The following is a 12988-nucleotide window of genomic DNA, read 5'->3' as shown; positions in this document are numbered from 1 at the left end:
TCGGCGCTGGCGTGGTTGCCAAGATCATTGCATAATTTGCGATTGCATCTGAATTGAATTCTTAGGGGTATAGCTCAATTGGCAGAGCGTCGGTCTCCAAAACCGAAGGTTGTAGGTTCGATTCCTACTGCCCCTGCCAAGAGTGGTGTTGCAGCCTCTCTTGATTGAAAAGAACCCGCCCTAAGTTGGCGGGTTTTGTGTATGAATATACTGTTTGGTTTAGTCTGAACGTGGAGTGGAAACATGGCTGCATCTTCGCAGGTCGAAACCGTTGGTTCTGGCGCTAGTACATTCAAGCTTGCAGCCGCCGCAGTGTTGGTTATTGGCGCTATCGTGGCGTTTTATATGTCGGCAGCGCTGGGCCCATGGGTGCAATGGCTGGTTTTGGTGATTGGTTTGTTGTTGGCTGCAGGCGCGTTCCTGTGGTCCAATCCAGGCCGTGATTTTGTGGGCTATGTCAAAGACTCATGGAATGAGCTGAAAAAAGTTGTCTGGCCCACACGCAAAGAAGCTGTCCAAATGACTGGCTACGTGTTTGCGTTTGCGATTGTGATGGCGCTATTCCTTTGGTTGACCGATACAACTGTGGGTTGGATAATTTTTGATTTACTGTTGGGTTGGAGGAATTAATGTCAGAAGTTGAGCAAACACCGGTTCCAGAAACACCGACACCTGCTGCAGAAGGCTTTGCCAAGCAGTGGTATATCGTGCATGCCTACTCTGGCATGGAAAAAGCTGTTGAGCGCAATATCGCCGAGCGTGTCGCTCGTGCTGGTATGTCGACCAAGTTTGGCCGTATTTTGGTGCCGACTGAAGAAGTGGTTGAAGTCAAAAACGGCCAACGTAAAACGACTGAGCGCAAGCTGTTTCCTGGCTATGTGTTTGTCGAGATGGTCATGGACGATGAAACATGGCATTTGGTCAAGCAAACCAGCAAAGTCACGGGTTTTGTTGGCGGTGGTCGTAATAAGCCGGCACCTATCTCTGAAGCTGAAGTGCAAAAAATCGTCACTCAGATGCAAGAGGGTGGCGAAAAACCACGCCACAAAACCGAGTTCACCGTGGGCGAGCTGGTGCGTGTCAAAGAAGGTCCGTTTGCAGACTTCAATGGCAGCGTTGAAGAGGTCAACTACGAACGCAGCCGCTTGCGCGTGTCTGTGATGATTTTTGGCCGTTCGACACCGGTCGAGTTGGAGTTTGGCCAGGTCGAGAAAACCTAAGCCAGCCGGTGCTGGAGTGGTTTTGGTGCCTGATGCATAGCGCGCCAAAACCTGTCCATATCCCATGTAAAAACGCAGCGCCATGCCAAGCATGTGACGCTGCGTTTTTGCATGGGATTGGCGTTGGTATGTAGTCTGTCGCGCCACTGCACTTGCATTGCAGCAGGCCGCGTTGCCTAGAACAGGCAACGCGGCACACCTGCACAACGGGTTCAATCCATTACGCCGCCAATTCTTGGCGCATCTTCCCAATCACGTCGCGGTAGTCTGGGGTGTTAAAAATAGCACTGCCAGCCACAAAGGTGTCGGCGCCAGCATCGGCAATTTGGCGGATATTGCTGACTTTGACACCACCATCAATTTCCAGGCGAATGTCTTTGCCTGTCGCATTGATGCGTTTGCGCGCTTGTTCCAGTTTACGCAAAGCCGAATCGATAAAGCCTTGCCCACCAAAACCGGGGTTGACGCTCATGATCAGGATCAAATCCAGATCATCGATGACCCAGTCGAGTACATCCAGCGGTGTGGCTGGATTGAATACCAAACCGGCCTGACAGCCTTTGGCTTTGATGGCTTGGATGCTGCGATGCACGTGCCCGCTCGCATCTGGGTGAAAGCTGATCAGGTCCGCACCTGCATCGGCAAACTCAGCGGCCAGTGCATCCACAGGTGAGATCATCAAATGCACATCAATGGGCACAGCCGTGCCATCGGCTTTTTTTGCATGCGGGCGCAACGCCTTGCAAATCATTGGGCCAAAAGTGAGGTTGGGGACATAGTGGTTGTCCATCACATCGAAGTGAATCCAGTCGGCGCCGGCGTCGATGACGTTTTTGACCTCTTCGCCCAAGCGGGCGAAGTCGGCAGACAAAATTGATGGGGCAATGCGGTAAGGGGTGGAGGTGTTTGGGCTCATAGGGCGACATTGTCGCAAAAAATACAGTGATTCACCTAGAGGGGCCCACCGCAATCGAGCAGACACGCTACCATGCTTGACATGCAACACCCCACACTGCACGTAGAAGTGCATACCCATTATTTGCCCCACCAGTCCAGCCCAGCACACAACCAGTACCGTTTTGCCTACCACATACGCATACGCAACCAGGGCCCGCATGCCGCGCAAATCATCGCCAGGCATTGGTGGATCGAAGACGGCCAAGGGCGCGTTGAGCAGGTGCGCGGCTTAGGCATTGTTGGTGAGCAGCCCTTGATAGAAGCCGGAGAAAGCCATGAATATGTGAGTGGCTGCGCGCTGCCAACTCCGCAAGGCCATATGCGGGGCCATTTTGTGTGCGTGACGGACGAGGGCGATGTGTTCGAATGCCAGGTCGCACCTTTTTATTTCGATACCGCGCAACTTGGAGGCGCTGGCACGATTCACAATCCCAGCGCTAACACGCGTGTTTTGCACTGATCGCGTGCATGCAGACGCTAACGCACGCTGATAGCTGAGATACCCCTTCCTGTATGAATGAGTTCGAGTTGATTGAGCGCTACTTTGCGCTGCCTGCCAAAGCCTTGTACACGCCCGCTGTGCTGACTGGAATTGGCGATGATTGCGCGGTATTGCAACCAGCACCCGATGCGCAACTGCTGGTCTCCAGTGACATGCTGCTCGAAGGGCGGCATTTTTTTGCGGGCACCGATGCCTATCGTTTAGGCCATAAAGCCTTGGCCACCAATTTGAGTGATTTGGCTGCTTGTGGTGCAGCACCATTAGGCTTTACCTTGTCTTTGGCTTTGCCGCAGGTCGACGAGGCTTGGTTGGAGCCGTTCTCCCAAGGCATGTTGGCGCTTGCCGCGCACAGCGAATGCCCGTTGGTGGGTGGCGATACTACACGCGGGCCGCTGACCATTCACATAACGGTATTTGGACAAATACCGCAAGGCCAGGCCTTGCTGCGCAATGGGGCCCAAGTCGGCCACGATATCTACGTATCCGGCTCGATTGGGGAGGCTCGCGCAGGTCTGCATTTGCTGCAAGCGCAATGGAGCTGTGCCAACACGCCGCTGCGCACGCATTTGATTCGTCGCTTGGAGGCTCCTACGCCTAGGCTGAGCTTGGGCAAGCATTTGCGTGGTGTGGCCAGCAGTGCCATGGACCTGAGCGATGGTTTATGCGGCGATTTAGGCCATTTGCTCAAGGCTTCGAAGGTCGGTGCGCGTGTCGATGGCGCGGCTTTGCTGCAAACAGCACCGCGTTTGTGGCAAAGCTCTGAATTGAGTAGCTGGTGTGAGTCAAAAAAAATTGCCTTCGCGATGGCGGGAGGCGATGACTATGAGCTGCTCTTTACCGCACACCCGAGTTTCCGCTCCTATTTAACAGAGCTGGGCCAGGAGTTGGGCATGGGCATCACGCGCATTGGCGAGGTGTTGGCTGAGCAAGGTTTGCACGTGCTGGATAGCCAGGGTGCTGCCGTGGCGTTGAATGGCGCGTCATTTGACCACTTCGCTGCCGATTGAGAGGCGTTGGTGCTTGGGATTAGGCCATCTGCCAAAGCCATAAAAAAAGAGCAGCCTAAGCTGCTCTTTTTGCTGCGCGTCGTACCCTTTTGGACTTCAACGCAGTTTGCGGTTTGCGGAAATATCGTAAACAGTTTCTAAGATTGGATTGGGTCTTGATATCAATCAACAGACCCATTTTTCAACCAGGCGCTGCGCTCAGACGCGTCTGCGCAGTGACGGTACAGCAAATGCGGCCAAAAGTGCAATGAGTGCCAGCATGCCCAAGCTTCCTAAAGTGGGCACTGGTGTTGCTGGAACAAACACTTTTGTGGTGGTTTCATCTTCGTTGTTCGATGGATTGGGGTCGCCCTCTGCAATCACCTGCGCTTTATTGGTCAACAACGGACCTGCAGAGTAAGGCATGGCAATGGTTGTCTCAACCATGAACTCTTTATCGGCCCCTACTGTCAGCTCTCCGACCTCACAAGTCAGCTCGCGGGTTGACGGCACATATGCACACCCAGCAGCAGCTACATACTCCAAGCCTTCAGGCAAGGTATCTTTCACCAGGCTGGATGGACTCACCTCAGGTCCCAGGTTGGTCACTGTCAGGGTGTAAACCAATGGATCTCCAGCCTTGAGCGCAGGACTGTCTTTGCTGACTTCAGAATCGGCTTCTTTGGTCAAACTCAGATCAGCCACTGTAGGAGTCGGCGTGCTGTCAGTGCGTCGGGCCGATGTGCGATCGGAGGTGAAGTTATTCACAAGCGTGTCGCTGCCATTGCTCAAGAACTCTTCTTCAAACAACTCAACTTTTGCATTATGGAAAATTGTGCCTGTGTTCTTGCCCTCAGGGAGTTCCGCCGCTTTCATGCGGAATTTGATGGTAATTGTCTCGTTGGGGGCCAGTTTATCGAAGATACATACCAAGTCCTCCCCACTGCTAGAGATTGAGCCTACGGCAGGATCTACGCACAGCACAGATTTATCGTTCAATAAGTCTTCTTTAGCGGCACCCGAGGCATTGGTACTCCGGCTCAACTCAGTCATGCCTTCATAGCTGAACTTGGCTGAAGAGGGGTATTGATTGTTGCCAATAGCCAAGGTGCTGTGGAAGGCATCCGTGACTTTGACTTGTGTTGCATACGACGGCCCCGTATTAGTCACGGTAATCGTGTATTCGGTTTCTTTGCCCAAAACCAACGAATCGTCTGTGTGCTGCATGTTGATCGTCACATCCAACTCGGCTTTTTTCAAGGCGACTTGCGCTGTATCTCGATTGTTGGCTTTTGTCAGCTCGGCTGTGGAGGTATCAACGTCAACCGTGTTATCCAAAACATCTTTTTCAGGATCGGCTGTTGGCGATGAACGCAATGCATAACTGATGGCAAATTGCTCGTTCGGTGCCAAAGGACTAGCCCAGTTGCATACCAGCGTTTGACCAACTGCATCGTCATCAATGCCATTGCAGGCGGCAGTGTTGTTGGTAAATTCTTTGGCAATCCAATGGGCATTGCCAGGCAATGCGTCTTCCAAGCTCACTGCGGCTGCGTATGATGGCCCTGCGTTGTAAACATGGAGCGTGTAGATAACAGGCTCACCCAAGGCAGCTTCTTCAGGAGTCGCTGTTTTGAACACCTGGATGTCTGTCTTAGGCTTCACGTTGACCGTGACCGTGTTGGATGTATCGTTGTCAGAGTTCGGGTCTTCTACTTCCGTGCTGCGAACGGATGCTTGGTTCGTCACTGCTTTTGGCTGATTGCTGCCATCGGCGTTGTCGGCAAAGTGCCTTGCTTTGATCTCGATGACTGCTGTCGCGCCTGCTGCAAGTTCAGCAATATTGCAAGTGACTGTACGGGAGGTGCTGTTGCTATTGCCATTGGCTGAGCAGCTGCCTTGACCTACAGGATTGAGGATGTTGGCGCTGATAAAACCGCCTACAGGCCATTGGCCTGGGCCTTCGCAATTGCCACTGGCGTCAAATTGGCAGCCAGCTTGTGCTGTGACCAAGTTGTTCAGCACATCGGTGACGATAATGCCGGTTGAGGGGTTTACAGCATCGTGGTTTTTCACCGTGAGTTGATAGGTGACTTCATCACCAGAGTCCACGGTTTCGGCGCTCAGGAGGGTTTTAGCAATACCGATGTCGACTTGGTGCTCAGAAACATTCACATTGGCAGAGCTCTCGAGGTTGCCAGTGGTATCACGCCCTGCTACGCCGGTGATCGCAGCTGTATTCTTAACCTCGTTAAAGCTCTTGTCTCCACTGAACGTGCCCTTGGCAGCCAAGACAATGCCTGAAGTGCTGCCGCCGGCGAGACCGCCATTGTTCGTGCATGTCACTGTCGCAGGGCCTTGCACTGCCGCTGGCGCACATGACCAGCCAGAGGAGCCGCTGGCGTTACTGAAACCTGTGATCTCAATGCCTTCGGGCACATTGTCGATAAGCGTGATTGTTTGGTTTGGCTTGACAGGCAAGCTACCTTGGTTGCGTACATTCAACGTCCAGTCAAATGCTTCACCTGCCTTGATTGGAGATTTGCTGGCGCTTTTGTTGAGCGTCAGGTTGACCTGGTTGCTGATGTGAACGACGGCAGTGCTGGTATTGTTGCTTCGCGCGCCTTCAGCCTCGTTCTCTGCACTGACAGTGGCCGTATTTTCAACCGTGCCACCTGCTGTGGGATTCACGATGGCCGTGAAGGTGACAGGGGGGTAGGCGCTGCCGACTGCTGGGGTGGTGTCTCCTGTGAAGCTGCAGTCAATCTTGCTAGCTGTTGACGCTGTGCAATCCCAGTTGTTTGTTGGCGCCAGGGTGTATGAGCTGATTCTTGCATCCAATAACGGATCGACAATCTGCACATTGTTAGGCGCATCCGCACCACTCACGCGTGTTGGCGTGATCGTGTAGGTAACCGTTGCTGCTGCGTCTGTTTGGTCGATTGTCGTTGGGCTGGCCGTTTTAGCGACTGTGATATCAACGACATTGTCTTTTTCAACCATGACCGTGGCCACTTTGGTATTGTTGGTCAATACCGCATCAGGCATATCAGTCTCGCCCGCTTTTTTGCCTGTGACGTTGGCAGTTGCGGTTAACTCTCCAGAAGCCAGTGGTGTTACAGGAATGATCAAATCATTGGCAACCTTGGTATCTCGCTCAAGTGGGCCAGCGTGGCTGCAAACCATTTTGGTGCCTGCATCGCCACCGTTGGGATCGCAGCTCCAGCCTGCGCCACTGGCCTGGCCAGCAGAGCTTTCAGCAGGCACGGTGAATTCGACAACAACCTTGCCAGTTGCTGGAATGGCTGACGGGCCATAGTTGCTTACCTGGATACGATAGTCGAATGGCGAGAACTGTTTTACACCGCCAGCTGGTCCGAATAGATCAATGCCGAGGTCGGCTGCCTCAGTAGTGGTGATTCTTCGCTCTAAATCTTTGTTGCTGCCGGGTGTTTCGCTGGCATTGTCGGCAGTGGCTGAGGCATAGGCTGCCCAGTCGGTGCCGACCTCAGGAATTGTGACGTTGAACAAAACACGAATGCCGTTTTCCGTGCCAGGCACGTTAATGTCATTCAAGTCACATGCGATGGTGTTGTTCGCCGCTGTGGTGTCAAACGGCATCCCAGTGCTCGAACATGCCCCACCATTTGATGGCTCAAAAGCAATGCTATCTAGACGCACGCCCACCGGCAACACTTGCGTCAGCTTCAAGTTCTTGGCCGCACTCCCTGCATTCAAAGAAACGAGTGGCGCATAAGCGAAGCTGCCTCCCGCTGGGCCTGTGGCACTTTCGGGAATGGCATTGTGATTCACCACCACCTCCACCAAGCCATTCTGTGCAACCGCACTGCCAGCGCCCATGGCCATCAAGGACCAAATGGCGGTTTTACCGACATGCTGCCAAATCGGCAATGTCCGCAATTGAATCAATTCTCGCACCTCAAGATCTCCGTCAATAAAAGACCAAGGCCCCAGCGAACTGTCTGCAAAATCGCACACCAGCGAGTTGTGTTGTGGCAATGCGACTGTGTTGTAAAAACACGTCGGCATTTGCAAATGCAGCATGGCGAACCCATGCGAGGCCAACTTGCTGACTCTGGGCCAATAAAAGGCGCGAGTATGGCAGATCGTTTAACAATCTTTATTGAGATCTAATTCTCAAAATGTCTGCGATGCAAGGTTGTTCATATGCAAAAACTACGGTCAGGATCTTGTGATGAATGTCCACGGGCTTCGATAGAACAATCCGATCGTATGATCTCAAACGGCAATGCTTAAGACGGCATTCAATGTTAGGAGATATTTCTAAGATATTGATTTTTATTGCTTTATTGACTATTTTTAATGATTGGTAATAACCCTTGGTGTTGAGGTGAGGCGTTCTTTTGTATCGTCTGATAGTGGATATTGAGTCGTTGGGTAATGAAAGCAGACTATTTGTATGTAAATATATCGAGGTAGAGTTTCTCTCCATAAAACAAACAAAATGTTTCATTTCACAATGTCAACATTTGTGTATTGTTGGATTGCGAGTACAAAAACCATCTTGCTTGATGCTTTTTCGCCAGGGGCTGGACTGGCAAAATGGCTTAGTAAAGCATTTGCGCTTGTGCTGTGCTCTGCCGTCACTTGTGTCTTGTGCTCTATGATGGTCTTACACATTTTTTGCATGCGCTTACGCCTTCATTGCGCAGGCGTACATTGACCCCTTGAACCCTGCTAGTAAACGCCTATGGCTATCGAAGAATCTGCGAAAAAGGCATCGGCTGCCATGTCGATTCCCACCGTTGCACGCGCCTTGATCGCGGCTAAATTGTTGACGGCGCAGCAAGTCGAGGCGCTTGTGCAAAAGGCCCATACCGAGGGCAAAGAGTTTGTTGATGTAGCGATTGAGACCAAGCTTGTCTCAAGTGCTATGGTGGCACAAACACTGTCTTCCGTATTTGCCGTGCCGTACCTGGATTTGAGTGCTATCGATACGATGCGCTTGCCGCAAAACCTGCTGGATTTGAAGTTGTGTCTGGCTTATAAGGTGGTGGTGCTGGGTAAGCGGCAAAACCGTTTGCTGATTGTCAGTGCCGACCCTAGCAACCGTGAAGTGGCCGAAAAGATCAAGTTCGCCACCCAATCGCAGCTCGAGTGGGTGGTTGCCAAGAGCGATCATATTGCAGCTGTGCTTGAGCAGATTGCCAAATCGAACTCCCAGGAAGCGGGCTCTTCAGATTTTGAATTTGGCGAGATGGAGGACGTTGCAGAGGTTGAAGACAGTGGCGCCAGTGAACCTGATGATGCACCCGTCGTCCGGTTCTTACAAAAAATGATCATCGATGCCTTCCGCATGGGGGCATCCGATTTGCATTTTGAGCCATACGAATTCAATTACCGGGTGCGCTTTCGCATTGATGGCGAATTGCGTGAGATGGCTTCGCCACCGCCGGCGATCAAAGACAAACTGGCCTCTCGCATCAAGGTGATTTCGCGCCTCGATATTGCTGAGAAGCGTATCCCACAAGACGGTCGCACCAAAATGCGCATTGGTGGCAAATCGATTGATTTTCGTGTCAGTACGTTGCCGACCTTGTTTGGTGAGAAGATCGTGATTCGTATTCTGGACTCCAGCAGCGCCAAAGTCGGCATTGATGCGCTGGGCTATGAGCCGGCTGAGAAGGAGCGGCTACTCACCGCCATTGAGCGACCTTATGGAATGGTCCTGGTGACAGGCCCGACCGGTTCGGGTAAAACCGTCTCGCTCTATTCATGCTTGAACCTGCTCAACAAGCCTGGGGTGAATATCTCCACGGCAGAAGATCCTTCTGAGATCAATTTGCCTGGTGTGAACCAGGTCAATGTCAATGACAAAGCGGGCCTGACGTTTTCTGCCGCCTTGAAGTCATTTCTGCGTCAGGATCCCGACATCATCATGGTGGGCGAGATCCGCGACTTGGAGACAGCGGACATTGCGATCAAAGCGGCACAAACTGGCCATATGGTCTTGTCGACCTTGCACACCAATGATGCTCCGACGACGTTGACGCGTTTGCGCAATATGGGCATTGCGCCGTTCAATATTGCGTCCAGCGTGATTTTGATCACAGCCCAACGTTTGGCCAGACGACTATGCAATACTTGCAAAGAGCCTGCTGATGTGCCTGTCGATACCTTGATTGACGCCGGCTTTACCTACGATGATTTGGATGGCTCTTGGACTCCGTATAAGCCTGTAGGCTGCTCCGCGTGCAACAACGGATATAAAGGGCGCGTTGGTATTTACCAAGTGATGCCCATCAGCGAAGAGATCCAGCGCATCATTCTCAGCGACGGCTCGGCCCTTGAAATTCAGGCACAGTCAGAACGTGATGGCGTGCGCTCGCTGCGACAATCCGGACTGCAAAAAGTCAAAGTTGGCGTGACTTCGCTGGAAGAAGTGCTCGCCGTGACCAATGAATAATGCGTTTGCTCACTCATCAATACCGCTATGGCCATATTCTCTGCAAGCTCGGGTAATAAAACCAAGTCCTACGTTTTTGCCTGGGAGGGCAAAGACCGCAATGCCCGCATTGTGCGTGGTGAGATGACGGCCTCGGGCGAAAACCAGGTGCGCGCCACTTTACGCCGCCAAGGGGTTTTTGCCACCAAGATCAAGCGCAACCGAGTCAAGGCAGGCAAAAAAATCAAAGGGCGCGACATTGCCATATTTACCCGGCAATTGTCGACCATGATGCGCGCCGGTGTGCCGCTGCTGCAGTCGTTTGATATTGTTGGACGGGGCAATCCCAACCCCAGTGTGACCAAGCTACTCAATAACATTCGAGCCGATGTTGAGACAGGTACATCGTTAAGCAGTGCGTTCAGGAAATATCCGCTGTACTTTGATAACCTCTATTGCAACCTGGTTGAAGCCGGTGAGGCTGCTGGTATTTTGGAGGATTTGCTGGATCGCTTGGCTACTTATATGGAGAAGGCTGAGGCGATCAAATCCAAAGTTAAATCTGCACTGATGTACCCGGTTGCTGTGATGGTGGTCGCGGCCGTGGTATTAACGGTCATCATGCTATGGGTAATCCCTGCGTTCAAGGAAGTATTTTCGGGTTTTGGCGCTGAACTTCCGGCCCCTACATTGATTGTGATGGGCATGAGCGATTTTGTCGTGCAATGGTTCTGGCTAATAGCGATTGTGCTAGCTGCAGGAAGCTACTTTTTTATACAAGCGTGGCGACGCAATGAAAAGGTCCAAATTTTTGTCGATAAAGTGATGTTGAAGCTCCCTATTTTTGGCGAATTGGTGGAAATGGCCAGTGTAGCGCGCTGGACTCGCACGCTTGCGACAATGTTTGCAGCTGGTGTGCCTTTGGTTGAGTCACTGGATGCTGTTGGTGGGGCTTCAGGCAATTACAAATTCAAAAAAGCGACGGATGAAATTCAACGAGAAGTGGCAACGGGAACGAGTTTGACTGCTGCTATGGGCAGTACTAATGCCTTCCCCTCGATGGTGCTGCAAATGGCGGCGATTGGAGAAGAGTCGGGCTCGCTAGACCATATGTTGTCCAAAGCGGCCGATTACTATGAAGCTGAAGTCAATACCAAGGTCGAAGGCCTCTCTTCATTGATGGAGCCAATCATCATTGTTGTATTGGGCACCCTGATTGGTGGCATTGTGATCTCCATGTATTTGCCGATCTTCAAACTGGGACAAGTGGTTTAATGATGCTCGAAACATGGTCAGTGCCGGCGCTATTTGGCGTGCTGGGTTTGTTGGTGGGCAGTTTTTTGAACGTGGTCATTTACCGTTTGCCGGTGATGATGCAGCGCGCCTGGAAGCGTGACAGCGTCGCTTATTTGCGTGAGCAAGGCTATGAGCTCAAAGAAATTCCTGAGCCTGATGAGCCGCGCTTTAACCTGATGCTGCCGCGTTCGCGCTGTCGGCAGTGCGGCCATGCGATTACGGCGCTAGAGAATATCCCGATTGTGAGTTATCTTGCCTTGCGAGGCCGATGCCGTGGCTGTGGCACTTCGATAGGGATCCGCTACCCGTTGATTGAGTTGGTGACGGGTTTGGCATTTGGCTATTGTGGCTACCGCTGGGGCCTAGGCTACACCGCAGCGGCCTGGGCCGGTTTTTGCGCCGTGATGATCGCTTTGGTGATGATTGACTGGGACACGACCTTGTTGCCCGATGATATGACGCTGCCCTTGCTATGGGCAGGGCTGTTGATGGCTTGGTCAGGCACCATTGGGACAGCGCTGAGCGATGCGCTGGCAGGAGCGATGGTCGGCTATATATCGCTGTGGTCGGTGTGCGTTTTATTCAAGCTGGTCACGGGCAAAGATGGCATGGGGCATGGTGACTTCAAGCTCTTGGCGGCATTGGGGGCTTGGCTGGGCCTGGGGGCGATCTTGCCGATTGTTTTACTGTCATCGATTCTGGGGGCCATCATTGGGCTGGGCCTGAAGTTCAGCAAGCGTTTGCGAGAGGGCGGCTATATGCCCTACGGCCCTTTTTTAGGTGGCGCCGGCATTGTTGTGCTCGTCGTTGGCACCAACACCATCAATGGCTGGATCAATGCCTTGATCGGAATCTATTAACTGCAATGCATTAGGTATGACGCCTTTGAACTCTGCACCCAAGCTCTTGATTGGCCTGACAGGCGGCATTGGCAGTGGCAAAAGCACCGTTGCTGCCTTCTTGGCCCAGCATTTTGAGCTGAAGCTGGTGGATGCCGACCATATTTCTCGTGGCTTAACGGCTCCCAATGGCGCTGCGATTGCAGCCATTGCAGCAGCATTTGGCCAAGAGTTCATTGATGCCAACGGGGGGATGGATCGCGATCGCATGCGTCAACTGGTCTTTGAGCAGCCCAGCCAAAAGGCCAAGCTTGAAGGCATTGTCCATCCGTTGATTTTTCACGCGATTGATGCCGCGCAGCAGCAAGCATTCGCACAGGGCGCACAGGCAGTGGTCGTGGACATTCCACTCTTGGTGGAGTCGGTGCATTGGCGCACCAGGCTGGATCGCATTCTCGTTGTCGATTGTCCTGTCGAGTTGCAAATTCAACGTGTAGAGCAGCGTTCGCAATTGCCACGTGCGCAGATAGAGCGGATTATTCTTAGCCAGGCCTCCCGTGCGACACGACTTGCGTGCGCAGATACAGTGATTTACAACGCCGGGCTGTCTCTGGCGCAATTGCAAAGCACAACCCAGGCCGCGGGACGCCATTTGCGGCTGACCGCTTGTTAATTCATCTCGGCGAAGTCCGAATGGCAGCCCCAAAGGGCAAGGCACACACAAGCGCATTGCACTGCCACTTTTTTGTGCCTTGCACGAC

At 52.6% G+C, this 12988-nt stretch carries 10 protein-coding genes and 1 tRNA gene; 9 read left to right on the top strand and 2 right to left on the bottom strand.

The window, feature by feature from the left end; translation table 11 throughout:
• Positions 1–63: 63 nt before the first annotated feature.
• The 3 genes from E8K88_RS08170 to nusG all read left to right on the top strand — a co-directional run bounded on the left by E8K88_RS08170 (position 64) and on the right by nusG (position 1220).
• A tRNA-Trp gene (locus E8K88_RS08170) sits at positions 64–139 on the top strand.
• Between the two features lie 104 nt (positions 140–243).
• Positions 244–630, top strand: coding sequence for a preprotein translocase subunit SecE (gene secE / locus E8K88_RS08165; RefSeq protein ID WP_136406162.1), 387 nt, complete (start codon positions 244–246; stop codon positions 628–630).
• On the top strand, positions 630–1220 hold the full coding sequence (gene nusG, locus E8K88_RS08160) for a transcription termination/antitermination protein NusG (protein ID WP_136406161.1): 591 nt from the start codon (positions 630–632) through the stop codon (positions 1218–1220). The genes secE and nusG overlap by 1 nt, the downstream gene beginning before the upstream one ends.
• A gap of 220 nt (positions 1221–1440) precedes the next feature.
• Here the strand turns inward: nusG and rpe are convergent, their stop codons facing one another.
• Positions 1441–2136, bottom strand: coding sequence for a ribulose-phosphate 3-epimerase (gene rpe / locus E8K88_RS08155; RefSeq protein WP_136406160.1), 696 nt, complete (start codon positions 2134–2136; stop codon positions 1441–1443).
• A gap of 81 nt (positions 2137–2217) precedes the next feature.
• On the opposite strand from rpe, the gene apaG reads away from it, so the two are divergent.
• Positions 2218–2637 carry a Co2+/Mg2+ efflux protein ApaG gene (gene apaG, locus E8K88_RS08150; protein WP_136406176.1) on the top strand — a complete coding sequence of 140 codons (420 nt, stop codon included), beginning with the start codon at positions 2218–2220 and terminating at the stop codon, positions 2635–2637.
• A 53-nt stretch (positions 2638–2690) separates the two neighbouring features.
• Entirely contained in the window at positions 2691–3686 is a 996-nt protein-coding gene (gene thiL, locus E8K88_RS08145) for a thiamine-phosphate kinase (protein ID WP_136406159.1), read from the top strand.
• Between the two features lie 198 nt (positions 3687–3884).
• On the opposite strand, the gene E8K88_RS08140 is transcribed toward thiL, so the two are convergent.
• Positions 3885–7604 (bottom strand): DUF11 domain-containing protein, encoded by a 3720-nt coding sequence (locus E8K88_RS08140; protein ID WP_168797281.1) that lies wholly within the window; start codon positions 7602–7604, stop codon positions 3885–3887.
• A 793-nt stretch (positions 7605–8397) separates the two neighbouring features.
• Between E8K88_RS08140 and pilB the strand changes: the two genes are divergently transcribed.
• The 4 genes from pilB to coaE are packed head-to-tail and all read left to right on the top strand — an operon-like array spanning position 8398 to position 12900.
• Positions 8398–10113 carry a type IV-A pilus assembly ATPase PilB gene (pilB, locus tag E8K88_RS08135; RefSeq protein ID WP_136406157.1) on the top strand — a complete coding sequence of 572 codons (1716 nt, stop codon included), beginning with the start codon at positions 8398–8400 and terminating at the stop codon, positions 10111–10113.
• Positions 10114–10140: 27 nt separating this feature from the next.
• Positions 10141–11367, top strand: coding sequence for a type II secretion system F family protein (locus E8K88_RS08130; RefSeq protein ID WP_136406156.1), 1227 nt, complete (start codon positions 10141–10143; stop codon positions 11365–11367).
• Positions 11367–12248, top strand: coding sequence for a prepilin peptidase (locus E8K88_RS08125; RefSeq protein ID WP_136406155.1), 882 nt, complete (start codon positions 11367–11369; stop codon positions 12246–12248). The genes E8K88_RS08130 and E8K88_RS08125 overlap by 1 nt, the downstream gene beginning before the upstream one ends.
• Before the next feature lie 16 nt (positions 12249–12264).
• Complete coding sequence (gene coaE / locus E8K88_RS08120) at positions 12265–12900, top strand: dephospho-CoA kinase (RefSeq protein WP_136406154.1); 636 nt, start codon at positions 12265–12267, stop codon at positions 12898–12900.
• The last annotated feature ends 88 nt before the right edge of the window (positions 12901–12988 follow it).

This window comes from Lampropedia aestuarii (assembly GCF_004803635.1).
Taxonomy (GTDB): Bacteria; Pseudomonadota; Gammaproteobacteria; order Burkholderiales; family Burkholderiaceae_C; genus Lampropedia; species Lampropedia aestuarii.
This window is presented reverse-complemented; position numbering and strand designations above follow the sequence as displayed.

Bases quoted from the DNA above. Each gene is read 5' to 3' on its own strand.
- thiL (WP_136406159.1), top strand. From the start codon at position 2,691: ATGAATGAGTTCGAGTTGATTGAGCGCTACTTTGCGCTGCCTGCCAAA.
- E8K88_RS08130 (WP_136406156.1), top strand. From the start codon at position 10,141: ATGGCCATATTCTCTGCAAGCTCGGGTAATAAAACCAAGTCCTACGTT.
- nusG (WP_136406161.1), top strand. From the start codon at position 630: ATGTCAGAAGTTGAGCAAACACCGGTTCCAGAAACACCGACACCTGCT.
- rpe (WP_136406160.1), bottom strand. From the start codon at position 2,136: ATGAGCCCAAACACCTCCACCCCTTACCGCATTGCCCCATCAATTTTG.
- coaE (WP_136406154.1), top strand. From the start codon at position 12,265: ATGACGCCTTTGAACTCTGCACCCAAGCTCTTGATTGGCCTGACAGGC.
- pilB (WP_136406157.1), top strand. From the start codon at position 8,398: ATGGCTATCGAAGAATCTGCGAAAAAGGCATCGGCTGCCATGTCGATT.
- apaG (WP_136406176.1), top strand. From the start codon at position 2,218: ATGCAACACCCCACACTGCACGTAGAAGTGCATACCCATTATTTGCCC.
- E8K88_RS08125 (WP_136406155.1), top strand. From the start codon at position 11,367: ATGATGCTCGAAACATGGTCAGTGCCGGCGCTATTTGGCGTGCTGGGT.
- secE (WP_136406162.1), top strand. From the start codon at position 244: ATGGCTGCATCTTCGCAGGTCGAAACCGTTGGTTCTGGCGCTAGTACA.